This is a genomic window from Marinagarivorans sp. (assembly GCF_982758155.1).
Genome location: NZ_CEXWTU010000047.1, coordinates 1 through 25,672, shown reverse-complemented (window position 1 = coordinate 25,672; position 25,672 = coordinate 1). Strand labels below are relative to the sequence as shown.

General features: G+C 45.8%; 9 protein-coding genes. All 9 read right to left on the bottom strand.

The window, feature by feature from the left end; translation table 11 throughout:
• Nucleotides 1–50 precede the first annotated feature (50 nt).
• Nucleotides 51–740, bottom strand: coding sequence for a CotH kinase family protein (locus tag AC3A8L_RS07660; RefSeq protein WP_487961645.1), 690 nt, complete (start codon nucleotides 738–740; stop codon nucleotides 51–53).
• A gap of 261 nt (nucleotides 741–1,001) precedes the next feature.
• Complete coding sequence (locus tag AC3A8L_RS07655) at nucleotides 1,002–1,808, bottom strand: outer membrane lipoprotein-sorting protein (RefSeq protein ID WP_487961644.1); 807 nt, start codon at nucleotides 1,806–1,808, stop codon at nucleotides 1,002–1,004.
• 9 nt (nucleotides 1,809–1,817) lie between these two features.
• Complete coding sequence (locus AC3A8L_RS07650) at nucleotides 1,818–4,181, bottom strand: efflux RND transporter permease subunit (protein WP_487961643.1); 2,364 nt, start codon at nucleotides 4,179–4,181, stop codon at nucleotides 1,818–1,820.
• 42 nt (nucleotides 4,182–4,223) lie between these two features.
• Nucleotides 4,224–4,985, bottom strand: coding sequence for a thioesterase II family protein (locus tag AC3A8L_RS07645; RefSeq protein WP_487961642.1), 762 nt, complete (start codon nucleotides 4,983–4,985; stop codon nucleotides 4,224–4,226).
• A 41-nt stretch (nucleotides 4,986–5,026) separates the two neighbouring features.
• Nucleotides 5,027–6,370 (bottom strand): hypothetical protein, encoded by a 1,344-nt coding sequence (locus AC3A8L_RS07640; RefSeq protein ID WP_487961641.1) that lies wholly within the window; start codon nucleotides 6,368–6,370, stop codon nucleotides 5,027–5,029.
• Nucleotides 6,371–6,619: 249 nt separating this feature from the next.
• A complete protein-coding gene (gene fabD, locus AC3A8L_RS07635) occupies nucleotides 6,620–7,459 on the bottom strand; it encodes an ACP S-malonyltransferase (protein WP_487961640.1) in 840 nt (279 codons plus the stop codon).
• 25 nt (nucleotides 7,460–7,484) lie between these two features.
• On the bottom strand, nucleotides 7,485–8,645 hold the full coding sequence (locus AC3A8L_RS07630) for a hypothetical protein (protein WP_487961639.1): 1,161 nt from the start codon (nucleotides 8,643–8,645) through the stop codon (nucleotides 7,485–7,487).
• 11 nt (nucleotides 8,646–8,656) lie between these two features.
• A complete protein-coding gene (locus AC3A8L_RS07625; protein WP_487961638.1) occupies nucleotides 8,657–13,597 on the bottom strand; it encodes an amino acid adenylation domain-containing protein in 4,941 nt (1,646 codons plus the stop codon).
• A 22-nt stretch (nucleotides 13,598–13,619) separates the two neighbouring features.
• Nucleotides 13,620–25,667 (bottom strand): SDR family NAD(P)-dependent oxidoreductase, encoded by a 12,048-nt coding sequence (locus AC3A8L_RS07620; protein WP_487961646.1) that lies wholly within the window; start codon nucleotides 25,665–25,667, stop codon nucleotides 13,620–13,622.
• Nucleotides 25,668–25,672: the final 5 nt, after the last annotated feature.

Genomic DNA, 25,672 nt, shown 5'->3' with positions numbered 1-25,672 from the left:
GGCACAGGGTGGCACTTGCTTCCGGCACGGGTGCCCATTTTGGCCGGTGCCTACACATTGCTATAAACGCCGTAGTTTTCACCATTCACAACAAGGTTCACAAAATTTCCGCGTGCACTCGGGATATTCTTACGCGCTAAGTTGGCATAAAGCACTTCGCGCATCGCCGATGCATCCTCAAAACCATTGTTTAACTTTAACTCGTTGTAACCATTAATATCCTGGCCATCAATCGCCCACTCTAAATCAATAGAGAATGATTTTTTGTCACCCGCTCTTGTATAACTGGTGTTCCCACGATACCGAACGCCAACTTGCTCCAGTGTTTTGTCTTGATAGCGTAAAGTGGCAGGGATTTCTACTTTACTCGTATAGTTTTGCGCAAGTTGCGTCGTAAAATCAGCCTGATCAAAATCAAGGTACACAGTCTCCATCACACTCTCATCATAATACTTAGAAGTGTAAAACCCGCCCTGCTCTAAACGTTCGCCATCGTCACTAATACGAAACTCCGAAGGCAGATCAACAAACTGACTAATGCTACCCATTTGGCTACTCGCCGAGGCAACGGACGAGACACTCGACACCGCCGCCTCACTACTATTAGCCGCCAAAGAGCTAGCGCTGCTCTCCACCATATTGTCAGAAGATGTACTTGATGAAGTTGGTGCTGTACCGCCAGTGCAAGCACCCAATAAAGCCGCGGCAACTGCCACCGGTAAAATACGTTGAATATTCATAACCCCCCCAATAATTTTTGAGAATGATTCTCAGAACCACGCGAAGAGGGTACTATATAGCCAAATATGATCACAAATGAACACATTTGGCATAAAGTGCAATAGGCTTCACACTTTTCACACCCTATCTTTCATGCTTTACGAGCTAGCACTCAAAAACTTTGGCTGTGAAGAACGATAATCTTCAAGTTTGAAAGATGGCACACATAAAAAAGCCCCCATAAGCCTAAGCTTCATGGGGGCTTGATCGTAGCTAACCGGCTACTTCCCTAACTGAAATTCCGAAAAAAGATCATCATCTAAGGCAACATTCAATTTTATATCTGTAAAGTGCATCTTAGATTCATGCAAAACATCTCCACCTTTCGTCGTTATCATCCTAATGGTGTCCGCAATCCAAAAACCATCTATCTCTTTTAAATCCTCAATTTTTAGATATTTAACTTTCTTACTCTTTGCTTGAGTCAGCTCCGCTCTGATTACGAAAAAATTATCTTTACGAACCCATACACGCCTTTTTGTATAGCCTGTTTCTTTAACAGTCTCTTTATATTTTGCTTGTGAAGGCACCGCATCTAAGAGCCAACAATCCACGCCATCAACCAGTACCGACTCTTCTGACAGGGAAAAATCCCATTGATCAATATCAATCCCGTTAATGTCAGCATAAGAGAAATCACTCCCCATAAACGCATCGGCTTCACTTCGCCCCGATACCCGCTTAGTGCGGCGCATCGCCGGTAAATATAGCCAACTATCATCATCTACCGCATCATCTTCAAAATCATGCGATAAATAAGCCGTTCCTCGGACATTCGATGGTGAATCAAAATACATCGCCATCACATCTTTACCGGTCAATACCTTTGAGTAGGAACGCATTTCCCTCACACGCGTATTACCACGATTATCAACAAGCTCCATCTTAAGCGCCATACTCGATGTATCTGGCTCCGGCAACCCATCAATTCCACTAACAATTTCATCAACACTAAGTACAGTTGAATTAGCCATAACTGTATTTGCACTTAACGCCAATAAGAATGCAGAATATTTAATCAACTTCATATCAGCCTCCTAGGCTTTCTGTGGACTAATGCTTAAAGCATCATTTTCCGTAGCGGTAACCATAACCGGCTTCCGATTCCCCCATCGTTTTAATAATGCAGGCATGAAAATAAGATCGGTAATCAAAGCTGTTACTAAAATCAGCATTGCTAGCGCCCCAAAATAAATACTACTTTGCATTTCCCCCACGAGGAATACACTAAAACCAATCAATAGGATCAACGTAGACATGAACATCCCGTAACCAGCCCCCTGACACGCCTCGTCAATCGCATCATCTACACTCAAGCCTTTTTGTATTCCATTGTCGTAACGCGTTTTATAATGAATGGAATCATCTACAGCAATGCCTAGAGTTATAGAAGCGACAATGAGTGTATTTAAATCAGGGGAGATACCAAAAATAGACATGACTGCACCACCAACAAATACAGGAAATACACTAGGTATTATGGTAATTGCTGCAGATCGAATACTCCTAAATATAATCAAAAAACAAATTAGAATACACAACAATGAAAAACCAAAAGCCGAAACCATTCCCAACGATATGTAGGTTTCCAATGTGTTAAACAAAGCCAAATCACCAGTCACCAGTATATTAAGATCCTGATAATTACTATTTATTTCACGATCAATCTCATCAAGTATAATTCGGGTCTCATTTGCAGACATATTCGTTGCACGACTCGTTACTTTTAAGTAACGCTGATCGATACTATACATTTCACTTAAATTAGAATCTGAAGAAGAGTTTTCATACAAAAATATCTGCTGTGCAATCATCTCCTCAGAAGAACCAATAGCCCAATAAGATGCATTATCACTATTTAGGCGCATATTAATTTCTTTCATGTAGGCCAATAAAGATGTCGGCTCACCTAAACCATCAATACTTCCAAGAAACGACTCAAGATCACTTACCTTACGAAGAAAATCAGGGTTAAAAATTCCTCCATCCTGGCCCGAATCTACAACCAAATCAATCGACTGCCCCCCATTAAAAATGGTATCAAAATAAGAAAACTCCGTACGGAAACGAGACTCCTCCTTGAACATATTGACAAAATTAATATCCATTTTCATGTTGAATGTTGCCGTCACACTCCCAACAAAGAGTAAAGCTCCAAATATCACTAATGGTCCACTAAAACGTCGACCAAAACGACTAAATAACGCCAAAAAACTTGAGCGTGGATTTATCTTACGAGCCCAACTGGGTGCAACCTTCATGAAACTTAGCAATGCGGGAAACAAGGTAATACTTAGAAAAAATGAAGCACTGATTCCTAAAATACCTAAGACAGCATATTCACGCAGTGGTAGCATTTTAGTCATAGCTAACCCTGTAAAACCAATTAACGTTGTAAAGGTGGTGAACATCAATGCTGTAGATAGGCTATCTATCGCTTCCACTGCAGCTATTTTTGAATTCAATCCTTTTCCTACATAGCGAAAATATTCAATCATAATATGTACTGTAAGCCCCACAGATACAGTTATAATTAAGTACGGAATAGACGCCGTTGCAGCGGTGGTTGGCCAGCGAAGTGCCCCTTGAATAGAAAATACGATTAAAAGTCCACCAATAATTGTAATCCAAGGAAATATAACTGCGCGAACACGACGAAACAATAAAGCTAGCAAAATACAAGTTGTAATAAATATTAGTGGGTATGAAATCCCCTGATCCTTACCTGCACCACTCGCAAAAGCATGCGATATAAAAGGGCGCCCAAAGATATGTACCGTAACGCCTTCTATTGTGAAATTTTCTGCCGATAGAAACTCTTCAAACTCATTAACTAACGCAACATGATCCGCCGTCCGTCCATCTTCAGCCACTTTTGTTTTTGCAACTATAATGGTATTTTTGAAGTCACGTGTAACAAGGTCATCAAGTGCAATTCGCTCATCTTTTAGAATCGACCTTATACGATTTGATTCAGAAACATCCTGAAATAGAACAGCAACAGATTCAGGATCCTCAATTAATGGCTGCACCTCCATAATGCCATCAACAGTGCGTGTATACTCATAATTGACTAACGAAATAATGGAAGTAACTTGATCATGTTCCTCCAAATAGCTATGTATGCGCGTAAGCGAATCCATAGCTGACGCGTCCAAAACCGTCCCATCCTTAACTTCAACGCCAACTAATAAAGGTTGAGAATCGCCAAATTTATCTTTCATAATCTGGTATTCTTCAACCACTTTTTCACCGGGAAGAAACCACATTTCAGGAGAGTTTGCGAAATATATATTCGCCGCTTTCGACGAAAACATCAATATAGCTATCGGAAATAGAACAATAACCAGCCATCGCCAACGTACGGATAACTCCGCACTCTTTCTTATTATTTTCCTCATACTAAATCCCTCATTTTAATTACGTAAATATTAGTTAAATTTTTATGCCATAGCCGGAACGTATTCATTAATAACACTTATCATCTCAGCTACACATTCAGAGCGACTCGAATCGGCACCAATAAACATATGCCCACCCTGAAAAAAACGCTCTTTAGCGCTCCCTATAAAAAATAGCTTCCAATAATGTCCCACTCCAGCCGGAACCCTTGGGTCATCAATACCTGACCAAATAGATATATCAATAGGTAATGGGGTTACTTCGGTGTAACTATATTGTTCAAACAACTTAAAATCAGCTCTTATACCTGGAAAAAAGCTCTTCATGAACTGAATATCGTTAAGCATAACTTCTGGCGTACCACCCAACACTCTTAACTCTTCGATCAACTCATCATCATTCATCTGGTGTACAAAGGGCGGAAATCGTCGGAAACATAAAGGAATACTTCCGGATATAATTAAATGCTTAGGCAAGGGAAGATTTAACGAAAACAACTTTGCACAGACAGCTGTCGCCACCCAAGCCCCCATACTATGACCGAAAAACGTATACTCTTCTGTTAGAAATATTTCTTTATGCTTCAATATTTGATCAACAACCTGTTCCATTATTGCTATAGGATCTTCTGCAATTCGGCTACCTTTACCGGGGGATGATAAAACAACCATCTCTACATTATCGGGAAGTAATCCCCCCCAGTCACGAAAATATAAAGGGCTTCCGCCGGAAAATGGGAAGCAAAATATCTTATGTGGACGCTGTGATCGTCGACCCAAAGATTCCCACGTAATATTATTCACCAACGACTGCATGCTATTACACCGAATTATTTTTAAAAAAGTTAGAAACTAAAATTCACACCAAACATAAATCGATCACTACTTTCAAAACGGGAAAAATAATTATTTTTTTCTGTTTTAATATAATCGGTATATTTACCTTCGATTTTCCATCGATCATTCACATCATAAGCCACCAACAATTGACAAAACTGGCCTGCATTGTCCGGCATGGTTGAAAACCTAAACTGGCTATAGAGTTGATTATTCATCCAGTTTCTAGTGATTTGTAACGATATTTCATCGTAAGTAGAGTCATCCAATGCATGCTGCCCCTGCAGCTTTGAAAACTTCGCCTCTAAACTAATCACAGAATTACTCGGTGCAGCGAAATCAGCGCCAATCAAATACTGTAATTGCGAAACTTTGCCTGCAGCTGACTCTTGCCCGGGAAATTTCATCTCGTCAAATTCATTTAACCAAACCGCCTCCCCCTTCCAAACAAACGCACCTGTTACATAGTCCACACCAATGCCGGCAAGCGCAGTGCGCGTATATTGTGGTGAAAAAATAGGTTGAATTGTATTCTCATCGAAGCCATCGAATACCAAACTTGCATTCTTGTTATATATCTCACCGCCCAATATGGCCCAATCACCGGAAGGGAATGTCCCTCTGGCATCAAGAATCCACTCAGTTTTGAAGCCTCTAGGTTCAGCAGGGTCATTGACCCTCGCACCGTCGGCACGAAACTCAACAAAAGAGTCATAATCACTACCTGCCAGCGCTATTCGATTCCCTTGAAACCGGTGAGATGCGGTTAACCCTAGCTTGGCCGCCCCCATGTCCCACGTTATTTGACTCAGATGTAAGGGCTCTCTGGAGCTCGAGCTAAGCTCTTGGCCCCAGCGAGAATTATCACGCGGGGTTAACTTATCCATCACATCGAACGCATCAGACATACCGAAAGACACCGTGTAATACCCGTGCCGGGCCCAGAGATCTTCGCTAATATTCCACTGTAGATACGTTTCTTGTGGTCGAAGCCAATACTCGCTATCTTCATACTGATCTTCAGGTACGGTCGCTACACGAGGCTGATGATAACGACGCGCATCAATCATCCCCCCTATCTTCAGCATAAACACGTCACTGAGTTCCCACTCACGCTCAAGCTTTAAAAGATAAAGCTCCTCAACAAAGCCAGTATCAGTTCGATTAAAACCATCAATGTTATGAGATTGAGTTGCGAAACCAAACGCCATATTTAACGAGCCATGCCAACCCCAGTATCGCTCCCCCTCTACAGCATCCTCTTTAACCGAATCATTTGAAAACAAGCTATCATCAAATGCTAAGCCATGATGTGCACTCACACTTAAAACAGTCACTACACAAAACTGCATACAGCGAATAATCCACCGAGCTCTATTCGACTTGATTACATACCTCATTTTCAAACTCACTTAAATTTTGGATATTGATGTGCCCACTACTTGATGTAGAGATAGTAGTACTAGAGGCAAAGGTAAGAAACTGTAAGATCTGACATGGACAACGCCCACAACAAGCACCTAACGAAATAGGCGCCATTATGTGCTACCACGCACGCTAGTGATTAGCACTAACGTGTGGTTCATTGGTGCAATAAATAACTAGGCTATATTTTTCAACAGTCCTGTCAAAACCCGACCCGGCCCCATTTCTACAAAATCAACAACATTATTTTTTCGCATAAATTTCACGGCATCGCTCCAGCGTACTGACGATGTAATTTGAGCCGCTAATAGAGCTCGAATTTGGTCTGGCTCTGACGGATAGGCTTTTGCTGTTACATTAGCAATAACTACCGTAGTTGGCGGTTTGATTTCAACTGTCTTAAGAAATTCAGCAAACTCCGCTGCTGCTGATTCCATATACCTTGAATGGAAGGCCGCACTTACCGCTAACGGAATAAAGCGATACCCTTTATTTTCAATTACCGATTGTATTCGTTTAAGCTCATCTTTAGGTCCTGATAAAACTAACTGAACATCTGAATTGTAATTGGCAATATCAATATTCAGATTCTCATTATTTATTAGCCTTATAACACCCTCTAGGTCCTGCCCAATCACAGCAGCCATTCCACCGTCACGCGCCTTAGCCATAAGGTCGCCACGCTTTTGAACCAAACGTATAGCCGTAGGAAAATCAAACACTTCAGCGGCAAAAAGTGCGTTGTATTCGCCCAAACTATGCCCAGCCAAGTAATCCGGGTCTACTCCTGTATTCTCAAAATGCTTAATGTAAGTCAAAGCATTCACAGTAAATAATGCGGGCTGAGTGAATGCCGTATTATTAAGTGATTTTTGGGGGTCATCCAAACATAAAGACTTAATTGAGTACCCCAATATCTCTGACGCTTTACGCTCTAATGTGACAAAATCATTGAGTAACTCCTTACCCATACCCACAACTTGTGCACCTTGCCCTGGAAAAATATATGCTAACATCCCAATATCCTCGTTAAGTAAATTATTACGCTTTAATTTCTGACAATTGTTTTCTTACGGTTCTTTCCAGCTCGACTCCCTTACCAACTCTAAACACCATCTGCACTTGTTTATCAACTCCAAGCCCTAAGCCTTGCGCCAACCTATCGTGAGATACTGTATTCTCGATTGCATAATTTATTGGGTGAATATGTATCCCGCTATTAGCAGCATTCACGTAGGTTTTTTCTAACATCATTCCAGCCTCGAGCCTGCTCCGCAATGAATCATCTTTTGTTTCAATTACACCCCACATCGGAGTTGCAGCTGCGATACCGTCAACAAAATTTATTTCGCCATTTTTACCAAAATCTCCTAACCACATATCCTCGTCAACAAAATGCTCCATGCCTTCTTTAATAAAAAACGGAGTTTCTGAGGTATGAATACTTACGCCATCGCCCTTAGCGAGTAACTCATCACGGGTATAACGCCACCATTTTGTGGAGTCTGCATATTTACCTTCGTCAAGCATCCACTTTCTTGCCCCAACTCGCACCGAGCGCTCAACATGAAGCCCCTGCAAGACGTCTCTTTTATGCAAATGTATATCTGTCGACAACCATTCACTTTTTGTTTCCTGCATAAAAGCAGAAGGAATTGGAGTCAACAGATCATAATTTCCTCGATTTGTTGAGCGCTTAAATATCGAAGACATAGTTTCATCGTTAGATATTTTATGTGACGATTGAATTTCAATACTAGCAACATGTCCATTAATATTAAAATCGCTCATAGACTTGTAAGTTATTACAGGCTTATATCCTAGATTTTTTGCCGCTAATTTAATATTGAACATCGCACACCCCAGAGCAATATGCATTTGCCTAAAATCACTATCGCCCCGCCCTATACTTCTATCCTTATCTCCGATTACATGGATGATATTTTTCTCTATGTTAAATTTCCATGGCTGCGTATTATGCGGGCTAGGCGCCAACCCTCCACATAAAACCATATAATCTATATCGTTAAGATTTTCAGTGTTTCCTTTCCACAGTGTATATGCTGGATGATTATAATTGGGCGTTTGTTTTACACTGATACCGTATAGACCAGCGGACAAAGATACTCCAGAAAAAGCTATTCCCGCTAAGAACTTACGACGATTAGAATCCAGTCGCGATTGTGTTTTTTGAATCTCCATTAATTTTCCCCTTATGCCGCAATATTTGAATTTGTATTTTCTTGAAGTATCAGATCAACCAGCGCTGTAAAGTAATCATCAATAAGTCGACTGATAAATAAATCACTGTACTGATTGCAGGAATAACCCACCTCCACACCAATACAACCATTTTTAATTTTGAACCAAAACTCAATATCGATCGGTCTAATTTTATTCGCTTCAACTAGACGCTGATTACTCTGGTCATCAACTACCGAAATTCGATCACTGACAAGACTGTCAACTTCGCCAAGAAAATTAATGCGTATAGCGGTAGCGCGCTGCTCAGGATAACAACGAGCAGGTAAGTCTAAGCCAACCCAGTCATAACTCGCACCGCGCCATGGTATCGCTTTTAATTTTTCATCGAAGGCATTCGCCAAATGTGAAACATCATCTTGTGCTTTCACATCAAGCCGTACGGGGAAATGGATGGCAAACCCGTCAACGCTGTCAAAATAAATTGCGCTATCAATGACGTTACGGCCATTAAAGCGATGACTTAGAACTACCGACTCTTCTTGTGTTTTTTGACCAATAATTTTATATAAAGCTGAGGCCATTAATCCATAGCTGGATACATTTAAACGGCGAACCACACTAAATAAGATGTTTTTCGACTCCAACTTATCAAGATACTTCTCGTTTGTTCTATGGCTTCCGTAGGTGTTTTCGCCATCATCTTTATCGTGAGCTAGCGTAAATGCACCATGATTAGATCCAAGCTCTTTTGTCCAATAATTAATTAGGTTTTCACGACCGACTTTTTCTTCTTCCTCTTGAAGCTTTTCAGCAAGATCGTTACCGCTAGGAATTAAACCCCGCTCAGGCGTATCACCAACAACCAACTGATCATAAGTGCCCCATAATTGCTGACACATTAAGTTACCCGTCACCATATCGCCGATTATTTGATGGCAGACAATAGCAACCTCGGTAATCTCATCCGAAACTTTAGCCACAACTATTTTCATCAATGGCCAAGTGTTTATACGTAAAGACTTTGCACTCGCAGATAAAAAATTATTCATGCACTGACCAAACTCTGACTCACTTAACGCTCGACCATCTAAGTAAGTCGGTATGAAGTCTTGCCAATGATTAACGCCCTCTCTTCGCCATTGATGTCCCGTGTTCACAAAAATACTCCGTAAAGCATCGTGCCTTTCTATCTGTAGTAACACTGCGCTTTTAAAACAATCAACATCAAATACACCCTTGTAGCGCATACGTGTTATTGCACATCGATTAAAAGGAGCTTCTACAGACTGCACAAGCCCAAGCTGTGAAGGACTTAAGCCTTGGCTAGACGGAACCGTGATGGAAGCAGCCTCAGCCTCGACCGGAACCTCTAGCTTTCTAATATTATCTACAGAATTATTCTGACTAATCGTAAATACGCCACTATTAAATAACTCTAAAATTTGATTTCGATCCAGTTTTCCATTTTGATTTTTCGGTAACGAATGCTGCGCTACAAATATCTGCGGCACCATATAATCGGTAAGTTTTTGTGCCGCTAGAGCTTTAACGGTTTCTTTCTTCAGAGATTTAGGCGTATAGCATGCTAATAGCTTCTTCTGGCCTTTCACTTCCACAATGACAGTCGCTGCCTCATCGGCACCACAGTGATCAGTAAGCACAGCTTCAACTTCACCGAGCTCTATTCTAAAACCACGCAATTTCACTTGGCTATCAATTCGGCCGCGATAATCGATTTCTTTATTCGGTAACCAGGCGCCGATATCGCCCGTACGGTAAATTTTATCGCTGCGTACATCAACGAATGGGTTATCTATAAATATCGCTTTAGTTTTTTCTACGTCATGCAGGTAACCTTGTGCCAACTGAATGCCTGCAATATAAAGTTCACCAACAATCCCCTCCTCGGTGATTCTTTCGCCACTTTCGTTAAGAATAAGCATTTCGGTATTGTCGATAGCAGCACCAATAGGGATTCTTAGCTGATTTTCTTTAGGTCGCTGTGTAATGGTATGGGAGGTAACATCAATGGACGCCTCTGTTGGTCCATATAAATTGGCCAATTGAATATCCAAACCTTGAAGATCAATCCACTGCTTCACCACCGCTACAGGTAAGGCCTCTCCACTAAAGATCAAACTGCGCAATGCTGAAAAGCTCTGTTTCTCATCACCGATCGCATGGACAAACTCAGAAAACATAGAAGGCACAAAGTGCATCACACTAATACGTTCAACATTGATCCAATCCAATAAATCCCATGGATTAGCCACAATATTTTTTTCAACAGCGCATACCGTACCGCCCTCCATGAGAGGCCATAAAAGCTCCCATACCGACACGTCAAAACAACAAGACGTTTTTTGAGCCACCCGCTCACCCGGCTTAAGTTTAAATTCTTTCTGATGCCAGGCTAAACGGTTTGCATAACCTTCATGATTGAGCGCTACGCCTTTAGGGTTACCCGTTGAACCCGAGGTATATAACACCACCATCAAATCACGCGGTTGAATATCGATGATGACAGGCTCAGAACTTTCGTTATTGATATCTTTACGTTTCGCACAAGCCACTTTTGATGCGTGCTCAATCAACGAATCATCAGAAAGGTTCACCATCCATTTGAGACTCGATGGTAATGTCACCGAATTTAACTCATTCGTTAATAATTCACCCTGCCCCACCAATGCCGTTACTTGTGCATGGTTAATAATGTATTCCAACCGCTTAGCAGGAAAGCTCGGCTCAAGTGGTACGTAGGCTGCGCCGACTTTTAATACTCCCAGAATAGCCACTAACATATCGGGGCCACGATGACATAGCATAGCTACGCAATCACCACGATTAACGCCCTTTGCCATTAAGACCCTAGCCAATTGATTCGCTCTTGCATTAAGCGTTTGATAATCAATACTGTCCGTCGCATTACTAACCGCTTCTAAGGTAGGCGTTAACAAAGCTTGCTTTTCAATTGATCGCAGGGGGATATTGAAAACTTCACTATTTTCTGTTTTAGCGAATACGTTAGAGAGGTTCTCCTTTTCAACTATAGGCGAATAAGGGACGCCTTGTATTTCACGGCCATTACTAGCTTCGTTAATTACCACGAGCATTTCATTCAAACTACGGCATAAAATAAGTTTTCTATTAAGCTTATTATTACCTAACGATTTGGCTAAATGTGTCGACAAGCGAATTCGCTCTAACGAATCAATACCTATGTCATACTCTAAATCTAAGGCCGCATCAGCAGGGCTTACCGCTTCACTAATAATTTCATTTGCCTGCTGAATCAGCGCCTCAACACTCATCACATTACTAACTAACGGAAGCGCCTTCGTTTCAATGCTCTCGCCCGCCACGGCAATCATGTAATCCGAGACTATTTTCTCGATGGTACTATCGGGGAAAGTATTGGCGTCATAATTAGCGAAAAGGGTTAGCTCACCAAAGTGAATTTCCTGTAATAAATCAAATGAACCCGCGACATTACACGTACCCGCGCGGTAATCGCACACAGTGAATTTTTTATAATTATCATTAAAACCGGTATCACCTGTGTAAGGAAAATACATATTTGAACGCATACTTTGATGTGCATGATCCAATATAAAATCAGGGATAACGCCGCCAGGCATTGGAAAACCTTGCGCAAAAGCATCGGCCATTAATGCCGTCTGTGCACGATCAAATCCACACGATATTGCCTCTTGCACCTTACCGTTCACGCAAGCTAAGGCAGAATCTATTGAGCCTTCAATATCCTTCCGCGAAAAGGTGAGTGCCATATTCTGCGCCCAACAGCCCACAACCTCGTGCAAACTACAATCGGGGTATACCGTGCCACTGGTTGGCATTTGTACTATCAAGTTTTGGCTAGAGTCATTCTGAGAAATCGCTTTTAGCCAATACGTGAGTAATAACGAATACAGCGGTACGCGTTTACTCTTGGCCAGGCTTTGAACAGCCTGCGTTTGCGTTTTGGTTAAACGTAATACCGTATTTTTGAAGTATTTTTCCTGCGGTGTTTTGATCGCGACTGGCCGCCAATTAAACCGATCATCACCCCTCGTAGCGACGTGTTCCTTATAGGCATCGATTTCATAATCATCTCGGTAATCATTAATTGACTGCACTTGAGCAGTGTATTCTTCGACACTTATATCCTGTGCCGCCATGCTTCCTTGCCCTAACAAGCGACTTTCATAGCAAGCAAGGAAGTTGCGTAATACCGCTTGGTTGCCTAAACCATCAGAAATAATGTGTTCGTTAGAGAATACAATTATGGCATCGTCGTTCGCAATTTCATAAACCGAAAATTGATGTAGCGGCCACTCATTGAGATTCCATTGACGATTTAGTTTTTCAATAAAAATATCATCAATATCATCTTCACGAATAGGTCGAATAGCTAACTTAGGCGCGACACATTCACTGAGTAGTACATGCTCGACATCTTGAATCGTTTCACAATTTTCAGGCGTTTCAAAAAACGTCCTCAAGCTAATATTACTATCAATCACATCCTGCCATGCCGCTTGCAGCACACCCTGATCGATACGGCCTTTAATTCTTATCATGCTGCACATGGCAGCTGATTTAATCAACTGATTCGATAAAACAAACAAACGCTGTGAATGTGCCATTGGCAGCAAAGTGCGGCTGACAGTAGGTGTACTCACTTCGATCTGATGGCCGGGGTTTAAGCTCACCATAAAATCGGTTAATTCACCTAACGTCTTAACGGTTAGCATTTCGCCTTGGCGCGTACGCGCTTGGGCAACACCCTTATCACTCAACACACTTAATACAGTGTTCCAAAGCGACATAGTTTTAAGTGAATCTATACCCAAATCCACATCAAGTTGCATATCTTCATGAAGCTCTTCCAGGGCTTGCCCCGTTAAGTCAGCGACTTTGCCCCACACTTCAGCTACAAAATTTTCCACAGTGATTTCCTTTTAAATTCAGTTATGCAATTTTTTTGAATTGATGATGGCTCACTTCGATAAGTGTGACAGCCGGATTCGTTGGCAAACCTTTTTCCGAGACATCTAATCTCTCGGTCTTTACTGGTGGCCAATAAGATGCACAACTCAATGTGCTAGTAGGCAAGTGCAAGCGGTATGGCGCTTCACTAAATTCATGCTTCCAATCCCACGCCATACCTTGTTGCCATAAATTGACGAATACACTTAAATCTTTTTCTTGCTTGGCGTCTTCCCCCAAAGCTTTTGAGGGTCGGTCTTTACGACGTAATACACGAGGAATCGAATCTTTTGAATTCGCGATATGTATTAATTGTGAAATCGCATCATCAATATTTTTCACGATCAAGCAACGCCTAAAATCCATAGGCGCTCTACCGGTTTGTAAAGTAAAGGAAAGCTCATATAAAGAGGCGTCGGTATTTGAGCCAAGGTAATCCGCAAGTTGCTTAGCTTGCTGTTTCAAGCAATCACTATTACGTGCCGATACCGGTAACATATAAGTGCCACTATCTTTCGGATAATTATTCACCCGGTAAGCCGGTGCCTCTTCTACCAACACATGAACATTAGTACCTGAAAAACTAAACGCACTGACACCCGCTATTTTTTTGTTGCAGGTAGGCCACACCGTCGAACGCGTGTTCACGGTAAATGGCAGGGAATCTAATGCCATTAAGGGGTTATTAGGTTCAGCATGTATGCTGGGTGGAATATTAGCGTTTTTAATGGCGAGCGTTGCTTTCATTAAACTTGCCACACCAGCAGCGGCGTAGGTATGACCAATGTTCGGTTTTAAAGCGCCAATAATTAAATTATCAGTTTTATGATTAAAGACATTTTTAAGACCCTCTATTTCTACAGGATCACCTAAGCGCGTTCCTGTACCGTGGGTTTCAATATATTGCACATCACTCACATCCAACTGAGCCTTATGAATCACGTCACCAATCAATTGCGACTGAGCCAGTGCATTAGGCGCGGTTAAACCATTTGTTTTACCGTCTTGATTCGAGCCACTTCCGCGAATGACAGCATGAATGGGATCTTTATCTTTAATGGCCTGAGATAAAGGTTTCAGTACGATAACACCCACACCCTCACCAATAGCGATGCCGTTCGCTTCATCAGAAAAGGTTTTGCACTGACCATCTTTCGATAGCATTCCAGCCGCGCTACACGCGACTTGCTCGTTATGGGTAGGCGTTACAAAAACACCCCCCGCTATCGCTAATTCACAATCGCCCGTTTTTAATGCCTGGCAAGCTAAGTGAATTGCCTGCAATGAAGCAGAGCATGCCGTATCGACAGTAATTGAGGGTCCTTTTAAATCTAACCAGTAAGAAACACGCGCGGGCAATACCGCATTGTGATTTCCCATCATTGATAGTGCGCTTAGTTTTTGCTCTTCCGTTAATAACTCACGGTACCCCGTTGCCATCGCGCCACAATAAACACCCGTTTTGCTCCCCTGTAACGACTGGAAATTAATAGCTGCATCTTCGATGGCATAAAAGGCATGCATCAAAAATTGTCGCTGCTGCGGGTCCATCGCTTGCGCTTCGTCGGCCAACACACCAAAAAATGTAGGATCAAATTGATCAACATCGGTCATTAAACCCATGCGGCGGCTATATGTTTTTCCCGGTGTATTGGGGCTTGGGTCAAAATAGTCTTCGAGGTTCCATCGCGAAGCTGGCACCTCTTTAACTGCATCAACACCACCTTGTAGATTCTGCCAAAAAGCGTCCAGATTTGGTGCTCCCGCAAAAGCCCCTGACATACCGACAATAGCAACAGCATCGCTTTCGGCTGTCGTATTTATCGCCTCAGGTACTTTAACTACCGGAGCTGTTTGCACCGGAGTTATTATCTCTGTAGATACACTAAGTGAGGGATAGGTGAGTTGCAGATATTCTGTTAACGCTGCAATATTGGGGTAGTTATAAAAAGCCGTTGGCGAAAGCTCTTCACCAATCCAATTACTTAACGCCTTGGCTAGGTCACCCGCCTGGACAGAGTCCATACCATAGGCATCAAACCCGACTTCAGGCTCCATATCTGCCGAGTCGTATCCTAAAATATCGCCTACTAATGTTAGTAATTTAAGCTCTATTGATTCACTAGCATCAGCAACGGCCGTTTCGGCTGGGCTAGAAGATACGTTGACCTGCACGCTCGCAACATCCGCCGAATTAACAACATGCGCTGTAATATTCGCCGCTTTAGCATCAACCCAGTGGCGCTCGGCGGCAAACACATACAATGGCAAGGCCACGCGTGCGGTATTGTCATTATTAATGGCAGTCCCTTTTAACCACGCCTCTTTTGCTTGTGCCAAAAGCTCATCACTTGCTGACATGGGCAGAGACATTACTTGCACAGATTTAACAGCTACACGCTGATATTGCGGAGCTTGCAACCAATGCTCTAATTGCTGAATTAATTCATCACGCGTCGAATACAGCACCGCCATACGAATATCGAGTGCTTCACGATCATTCTGGCTGGCCGCTGCAATATTGGCTGCAGGGGCATCACTGACCTTTAACCACTGACAATAAGAAGCCACTTGGCGATCTAAACCGGCGCGATCTTTAGCGCTCAAAACAAAGAGGTGATTACCCGTAACATCTTCTGCCGTAGGTTGTTCTCTACGCACAGGAGCCGCTTCTAAAATAACGTGTGAATTGGTTCCGCCAGCCCCAAAGCTACTTACCCCTGCGCGCAACGGCTTCCCGTTCGTCATGGCGGACCAAGAAGCAAGCTCGCGCTGCACAGCTAAGCCTGTACGACTAAAATCTATTTTTGGGTTTTGCGGCGTCGAGTGAATGGAGGGCACTAATTGATCGTGCTCCATTTGCAACAGTACTTTACAAATACTGGCCAAGCCTGCTGCCGATTCCAAGTGGCCTATGTTGGCTTTCACAGAGCCAATCGCACAAGGAAATGCACCTTCGGAGAAATAACTTTGCTGCAATCCTTTAACTTCAATCGGGTCGCCCAATGCAGTGCCTGTGCCGTGCGCCTCGATGTAGCTCACGCTACTCGCAGGAACGTTGGCTTTATCTAATGCCTGTTGAATCACTTTGGCTTGCTCGTTCGGGTTGGGCACGTAGTAACCATTCCCGCGCCCACCGTGCGCAATTGCCACCCCCTTGGTATAAGCCCTAACGCGTAGCTTTTGCGCTTGCGCCACTTGATCGCGACATAACACAAAACTAATAATGCCTTCACCGGGTACATAGCCATCACCGTCGGCACCAAATGCGCGACAGCAACCTTCAGAAGATAAGAACATTGACTCTTTCAACTGGCGGTATTTATACGGGTGAACCGAGGAGTTAACTCCACCCACGATGGCGTATTCAATCTCGCCGCTGGCCAGCGCATCCACAGCCATTTTTAAAGCGACCATTCCCGAAGAACACATGCTGTCTAAGGTTAAGCTCGGCCCCTTGAAATCAAAGAAGTAAGAAATACGATTCGCCACAGAGGCAAAACTAGATACCGCGACATCTGGGCTACCGTTGCGCCAGGCATCTAAGCCCTGCAGCTGATACTGCCCCCACATAGCGCCAACGTACACCCCCACAGGTTGCCCCGCTAAGTCACTCGCCTTTAAGCCGGCATCTTCCATAGAGTGCCAAACAGATTGTAGGAATAAGCGTTCATGGGGATCGGTCGCGGTTGCTTCTTTACGCCCCATGCTGAAGAAGTTTGCATCAAACTTATCCACATCCCGCATAAAGCCTCCCTTGAAGGCTGGGTCAAAGGCATCGCCGGTTTGCCAGCGATCAGCTGGAACCTTGGATACGCAATCTTGCCCAACCGACAAGCACTGCCACAACTCATCGAGACTATCCGCTTGCGGAAAACGCCCAGCGGCACCCACGATCGCGATAGACGCTGATGTTTGAGTCGCAACGAAGCGAGATCCACGCACTCTACGCGAGGACGCGCTGGGTGCTATAGCATTGGCAACAGGCTTAATTACCGCAGCGGTACCAGCCGAAACCGTTACCTCACTAGCAAGTGCTGGGGCGTGGTTTTCACATAAGTAATCGACGACAGCACCTAAGCTTGTGCATTCGAAGAATAAGGTTTTAGAAAGTTCGCCAAAGGTTTGCTCTAAGGCGTGGGTCATCGCCGAGATAGCCACTGATGAAAAGCCGTAACTATCAAGGCCCGTCGACCAATCAATATCGTCTGGGGCAAAGCCATTTTCAGCGGCAACCACCGCGGCCACTTGCTTCAGCACATAACCACGCACATCCACTTCGGGCTGCGCTACCACCGCCATGTGGCCTGTAATAGCAGGGGCTACTGGTTTTGCTACCTCGGCAGTGATTGAGCTATGGCTAATCGCCTTATGGAAGGGCGCCAAATTACCCAACCAAGCCAACATCGCTTGGCGATTGCCATACAGCGGCATAACTTGCTTGGCATTGCTGCACAGCATTTGATCGAAGACTTTTAAGCCTTCGTCTACAGGTAGTGGCTGCATACCCGTTTGTGATGCCATCATCTCAACAATATGATCACTCACCTGCATGCCAACGCCCGACCATAACGGCCAGTTAATGGTTAAGCCTTTTACGCCTTGCGCATTGTGTAACAGCGCATCCATCACCGCATTGGCATAGGAGTAATCCGCTTGCCCTGCGTGCCCTAAGAAACCCGATATCGAAGAGAAGCCCACCATCCACGGTGTGGTGGCTGGCGCAGTTAAACCTTTAAGCCTCTCCAGTAAGTGCTCGGTACCCGCCACTTTTGGCTGCAGCACGCTCGCAACTTCACTCGCTTGCTGGCGAACAATGTAGTTATCGCAGATGTAACCCGCCGCGTGGACGACCCCTGTTAACTCACCAAAACGCAGCTTAATTTTACGAGCCAATTTTTGAATCGATGCGCTATCACCCATGTCCGCAGGGTAATAAACCGCTTCTGATCCCAGTTCACGTAGCTCAGCTAATAATTGAGTAATATCCTCGTTCTGCGCTTTACGGCCGACTAAAATCAGGTCGCTCGCATGGTGTTTCGCCAGGTGTTTAGCAAATAAGGAACCTAAACCACCGGCACCACCGGTAATTAATACCGTTTGCCTGCCTGAGGTCGCCACCGCATCAGTCACGTCGAAATCAATGGCCTCAAAGCCGCGTACTTGCCAGCGCTGGGCTTCATCGTAACGCGACCATTTCACAACAGATTTCAGTGGCGCTAACCATTGCTGAACCGTTAACGCGGCATCACTTTCCACCAAGCGCATTTGGTAACCGGGGCGTTCATCACCCAAAGCCTGCATCCAACTTTGTAAGGCTTGCAGTTTCGCCAGTGCCACAGGGGTGTACTCGCGGCGACTTAACGCCACAACAAGATTCATAGCCGGCACTCGCGCTGCCATGCTTGCACGCACTAAGTGCCACAAGCACCAATACAGTTGCTCGCCATCTAACGACGCGGCATCCGCCGAGACAATAATGCGAGGCGCCTGAGAGGCTTGTTTAATTTTATCTGCCAAGAAAGTCATGCCGGCTTCGTCGGCTTGTAGCTCCCAGCTATTTTCGCTTTTCGCATTATTCGCATTCGCCCACTGCATAGTGACCGCTTGCGTACCGGCGCCTGTTATCAAGTGCTCAGCACCTAGCGTCCAAACAGGAGCGTTTTCGTTCTGACCTTTGGCCTGATGCTGGGCTTCCAGAGCATCAGCATCCACCCAACGGCTCGTCACTAATGCTAACGGACCTTCGGTAACCGGAGGTTGTACCTTGGGCGTCGCTTGAATCGAGGATGCTGTTTGGCTCGCGTTAGTTTGCACTGAAGGTGATGGCTGAGCGGTGGTTTGCTCACAGGCCAAAGTCAGTGCATCGCAATAACCCACAACAACATTCGCAGCATCTAACCAATAAACACGGAAACTCAACGTATTGTCACTACTGCTCAAGCTTTCGACTTTGACTTTTGTACACACAGCACTCGGCGAGATCCAAAAACCGTTGAGCGTTTGCGGAAACCAAGGGCCAGTATTGGCCGGCGTAAATTCCCGAGTCAGCTGCAGGGCGGCATCAATCACCCCTGGTGCTGTAACATCCGCGGCTTCTGTAGCTGCGCCCTCCAGTAAAGCTTCACCCTCAGTTGCATTACAGCTTAATGAACGCAGTTGACGGTAATGCTTCCCGTAGCTAAAGCCAGCCTCTGCAAATGTTTGATATAAAGATTGCGCTGAATTGAATGCAATGTCGGACGCCTCAGCAATAGCATCCACCGCCTGACGAGGCGCTAGCTCTACTGAGGCTAATAATCGCTCATTAGCGCCTTCCATTTGATACAGATGCGCTAATAAGCACGCTTCGCTCTGGGGCTCAATATCCACTTCAAGTACCAGCGCTTCACCCTTGGCAAGTACCATGCTATCGAGTGAAATATTCGCTAATTGCCAATCCTGTGACGGGTCCGCTTTTGCCGCGGCACTGTTAATCACACTCACCAACCACGCCATGGGGACTAAGGCGTGCCCTTGGATAACGTGGTCTGCCAACCAAGGGTGGTTAACCGGTAACCGACTGCGATAGGCTTGACGTGTAACATCAGAGATATTGTGGAGGTATTCTCCGGCGCTATGACCCTGTCGTGGTGCTTGCGTTGATCCGTCCATACCTAAGTCAAACATCAACCGTTGCTCGGCAAAAACATAGCCCGGCAGATTCAAGCGACGCACACTGGCGGGGTAATGCGCCTGCCAGTTAATATCAACACCGCGACACCATAAACGTGCAATGCTCGACCAACGCTGATTGTTTAATAGCTGGCTCAAGTAAGACTGGCCTTCGCTATCACTAAATTCATCATCCTCATCTTGCGATTGGTCGCAGCTATAGCCATGGCCAGACGCAAAACCCTGCACTAGCGCATCCGCCAACTGGGCAATGGCCTCCTCCACTGTACTTACGGCAACCGCAAAACGGTGATCCATTTGCTCACGCCCTTGCTGCAGCGTAAAACACAAACCCGTCAGGCTAACGCCCTCGTTTTGTAGTAACCAATCATGTAATTGTTGAGCGTTCGCCGTTAGCTGCTGTCGGTTGCGGGCAGAAAGTACAAGCAAGTTACTTCCCAACTCGGCCACCGCTGGACGCTGGTCGATATATTCTTCAATCACCACATGCGCGTTGCTGCCACCCGCACCAAACGAGCTAATCCCTGCACGGCGAGGTTGCCCTGCTGCCGATAGCCAAGGGCTCAATGTTTGGCTGACCTCAAAAGGCGTATCGGCAAAATCAATTTTGGGGTTTAACGGCGAAGCATGTAACGACGGAGCTATAGCATCGTGCTTAAGCTGCATTAATACTTTCGTTAAGCTCGCTATACCGGCGGCACTTTCAGCGTGGCCGATATTCGCTTTGATTGAACCAATACGGCAACCCGGATGCTGGCCGTCTGCATTTAAAGCTTTATTCAAGCCGCGAATTTCAATAGGGTCGCCAAGCGCAGTGCCTGTGCCATGCGCTTCGATATAAGAAATTGAATGAGGGTCCACACCCGCTTGATCCAGTGCGTTACGTATCAAGGTAGCCTGTGCATCCGGGCTCGGGACTGTGGCACCACTGGTGCGCCCCACATGGTTTACCGCTGTTGCACGAATCACGCCGTAAATGGTGTCGCCATCGGCTTCGGCCTGCGCCAGCGGTTTCACATAAACAACACCCACCCCTTCAGCCGGTACATAACCGTCGGCTTCAATACCAAAAGCGCTACAACGGCCATTGCTGGATAAAAAGTTATTCGAACACAGTGATAAATATTTATGTGGGTGCAGTGATAAGTTCACACCACCAACAAAGGCCGACTCGCATTCTTTATTCCAAATGGCTTGTACCGCAAGATGCATAGCCGTCAGTGATGATGAGCACATGGTATCTAGCGTTAGGCTAGGGCCATTAATATTCATCGTGTACGACAAACGATTAGCGATAGAAGAGGCCACCGACAAAGCACCCGCTTGGTCACCACTTAACACTTTATCTAAACCAAATAGCTGATACTGGTTCCACATGACTGCGGCGAAAACACCCACCGCTTTACCGCTAATACTGCGGCGTGCATATCCGGCGTCTTCTAAAGCGTGCCATGCGGTTTGTAAGAAAATACGCTCCTGTGGATCGGCCACAATGGCATCCGCTGGCGTGATATTGAAAAACCCAGGATCAAAACACTCCGCCTTATCAATAAAGCCACCCTGGCGACAATAAGTGGTGTTCTTGTGGTTTTTATCAGGGTTGTAATAAGCATCAATGTCCCAGCGCTCGGCAGGGACTTCGCCCACACTATCGCGCCCGGCTTGTAGGTTTTCCCACAACTGCTCGGGTGTTTGCGCATCCGGATAACGTCCAGCAATACCCACAATGGCAATCGGTTCACGCGTCATGGCCGCGCCTTCGCTTTTCGCCGCCGGGCGCTGAGCAAAACTGGTTAACGCTTTAGGCGTTGCTTTGGTATCGGCTACAGGCTTTGCTTTAGCACTCGCGGATTGAACCGCGCTAGTCACGCTTAAGTGGCTGGCTAAAGTCTCTGTGTGCTCGGCCATTAAATAATCGGTGAGCTGCTTTACCGACCCGTATTCAAAAAATAATGTTTTTGGCAAACTGCCCGTCATAGTTTCAAGCGCCGCTGTCACATTCATAATGACAATCGAATCGATACCCACCTGATCAAAGCTATCGGCTTTGGTAATGGCGCGCGCTTTAAGGCCTGTATGCTTCACCAGCTGCTCAACCAACATTTTTTGCACGGCATCACGTAAAGCTTGCTCACTATCGCTATTCGCAGCGGCCTGCTGTACTAGCGGTGATAATGGCTGCGGTACCGCACTCTCCGCCGCTTTAGCACCAGCAATAGCCCGCAATGTAAATTGCTCGACACGCCACAGACAGGCACCCGCTTCATCCAGCAGCGCTAAAGAGAAATGCCGCTCTTGGTTAGATTCAGGTAACCGCGTTACTTCAACATAGCGGGCTAGGCCAAGGTCGCCACCAAACTGCACAGCGTGTAATTGGTAGGGTAAATAAACCGTTTCATCCTGCGTAATATCACCTTGCAGTAACACACTCGCTTGCAGTGCTGCGTCCATGGTTAACATAGCGACGGAAGCTTCATCAGCGTCCGCCGGCACTGCCAATTTAGCCCATATTTTGTCAGCGCCGACTTGCGCCCACGCCTCGATGCAACGAAACAAGGGGCCGTAAGCTAAACCTTGCTGTGTAAACTGTTGATACAGAGGGGTTGCCGTCTCCCAACGCGTCGGCAAGCTTAAAGTCGCAAGCTCCTCGGACGATGACTCGGCCAAGCGAACTGTTGCTTGGGTATGTATGCGTGGAGCTAACTCGCCAGAGGTTGTTTCACACAAAAATTCCCCATTGCTACCGGCGTAAACCGCGGTTGTGATATCACATCCACTATCAGTCACGTCGACTGGGGCTGCGAATGTGAGACTATCCACAACAACATTATTGTGAGCACCGGCACTTAAGGCTTTAACCGCATCAACCATCAGCGACAAACTCACCATACCCGGCAGTAAGTTGCGATCCTGTATCACGTGCTGAGCAACCCAAGGCTGATCGCGTTCTATCGAGGTGTGAAAATGAGCGCCATCCAAACGAGGCTGGCTAGCTTTTAAATAAGGGTGACCCGAAACATTCACCGCAACTACCGGTAACGCTGACGTATTCACGTCGGCCTGATACCAATATTCCGTAGCATTAAAAGGGTAAGCCGGAATAGAGGTTCTGCGTGGGCAGGCATCCGTCAAGGCTGGCCACTGAGGCGTATCGCCCGCCATATATGACTGGGCCAACGCGGCTAAATCAGCGTTAGAACTTTCGATTAACAACGCCGTAAATTCCGCGCTGATAGCGTGTGTTTTTAGAAATGCGCCTAGCTGCGCTTGTGCTTGCTCTGCTGTGGTACATACCAAGGCTAAACGGTGCGCCATAGCATCGCGGCCACATTGTGCGGTGTGCGCGATATCCACTAAACGTGCATCGGCCGCTAATGCCGAGCTAATACCGGATTGATTTGCATCCGCCAAAAAGTCATACCAACGCTGTGCATAGCGCACCAAGCCCTGCTCATCACGTGCCGATATCGGAATAATCACAGGCTGCTGATAAGCCGCTGCTGGTGGGAAATTAAACTCCTCTACCACAACATGTGCATTACTACCGCCAGCCCCAAAAGCACTAATGCCCGCGATACGCGCCCCTTCAACCACCCAAGGTTCTTGGCGCTGCTGTATGTGTAATTGTGTATTTTCAAAACGCAATTTGGGGTTAAGGCTTTGCGAATGCAGGCTTGGCGCTAAGGTTTTATGCTTGAGCTGCATAACCACTTTGCTTAAGGCCGCAATCCCTGCCGCGCTTTCTAGATGACCAATATTAGACTTAACAGACCCGACCGAAATCGATGCTGAGTTTTCGGCAAAAACTTTTTTCAAACCATCCAGTTCAATGGGGTCGCCCAAGGAAGTCCCCGTACCGTGCGCTTCAATAACAGAAACTTGCGACGGACTGACAGCAGCCTCTTTTAAGGCCTTTTGAATAACATCAGCCTGCGCCTGCGGGTGTGGAACCGTCATTCCGGCAACACGCCCCCCATGACTTAAGGCACTGCCGCGGATTACCGCGTGAATATTATCGCCATCACGCTGGGCCGCACTTAACGGTTTAATCAATACCGCACCGACACCTTCACCAGGCACATAACCGCTGCCGTTCTCACCAAAACTTCGGCAGCGCCCATCAGTGGATAACATTTTGTTTTGACATAAGAACTGATATTTATGCGGGTGGCTCATGACATTAACGCCGCCCACTAACGCCATCGTGCAGTCTCCACGACGGACACTCTCGATAGCGATATGCAGCGCCGATAGCGCCGACGAACACATCGTGTCCAGCGCCATGCTCGGCCCTTTAAGGTTGAGCGTGTAAGAAACACGATTAGCAATGGCCGAAAAGATAGAGGCTGTTTTGCGCTCTATATCTGTATCGCCGCTCAGCAATTGATACTGGCTCCACATCGCCCCAACAAAAACACCCACGTCTGCATGCTTCGCTTGCCCTAAAGGCATACCAGCATCTTCAAACGCATGCCAAGCAACCTGTAAAAACAAGCGCTCTTGCGGATCCATAAGCTCAGCTTCTTTTGGGGTAATACCAAAAAAGCTCGCATCAAACTGGGCCGCATTATTTAAGAAGGCGCCCCATTTACCATAAACGCCAGTATCCGACGCCATTAATGTTTTGTGGTCCCAGCGCGACTCAGGCACCTCGGTAATACCGTCGACGCCGTCCAGCACATTACGCCAAAACTCATCCAACGAATCACTACCGGGGTAAACCCCAGCAAGACCCACGATCGCCAAAGGCTCTTGCGAATCACTCGCGCTAGAGTCGGCCGTTTTTTCTACCGAAATAGTAGAGGTTATAGGCGCTGGCACCTTAGTTATTTCGGCCGGTAATGGTTGTTCTTGCGAGCTTTCTGCCGCAGCTTGCGCCAAGCCCAAGGTCTGTAAATGGCGGGAAAATTGTTGTAAATCGCCGGTAACGGGGAGGTAAGTCGCATAACCATCACCCTGGTTCAACGCGGCTTCAAAAACGCTCATCGCTTGTTCATGAGTTAGCAGATCAAGGCCGGTTAAGGCTTTTAATTGTTGTGTACGCGCCTCACCGAGCGACATACCGCCATCACGCCACAGCGGCCAATGCAGGGTCAAGCTGCGGCCCTTGCGTTCGCCCCGTTGCACCATTTTCTCACGGCGTGCAGCGAAGCCTTCTAATGCGGCATTCGCATAGGCATAGTCACTTTGGCCTAAATTGCCAATGGCGCCGGCAATCGAACCGCAACACATAAAGAATGCGAGGGGCTCACCAATGCTTAATAGATCTAGGTATTCGGCACCACTGACTTTACCCGCTAATACCGCGGCCACTTGGCCTTGCGATTTATCTTTAACCAAAGCATCACACAGCACGCCAG

What these genes read in the sequence shown, in the direction of transcription:
- AC3A8L_RS07630 (WP_487961639.1), bottom strand. Translation starts at nt 8,645, where the DNA reads ATGGAGATTCAAAAAACACAATCGCGACTGGATTCTAATCGTCGTAAG.
- AC3A8L_RS07660 (WP_487961645.1), bottom strand. Translation starts at nt 740, where the DNA reads ATGAATATTCAACGTATTTTACCGGTGGCAGTTGCCGCGGCTTTATTG.
- AC3A8L_RS07640 (WP_487961641.1), bottom strand. Translation starts at nt 6,370, where the DNA reads ATGCAGTTTTGTGTAGTGACTGTTTTAAGTGTGAGTGCACATCATGGC.
- AC3A8L_RS07650 (WP_487961643.1), bottom strand. Translation starts at nt 4,181, where the DNA reads ATGAGGAAAATAATAAGAAAGAGTGCGGAGTTATCCGTACGTTGGCGA.
- AC3A8L_RS07655 (WP_487961644.1), bottom strand. Translation starts at nt 1,808, where the DNA reads ATGAAGTTGATTAAATATTCTGCATTCTTATTGGCGTTAAGTGCAAAT.
- fabD (WP_487961640.1), bottom strand. Translation starts at nt 7,459, where the DNA reads ATGTTAGCATATATTTTTCCAGGGCAAGGTGCACAAGTTGTGGGTATG.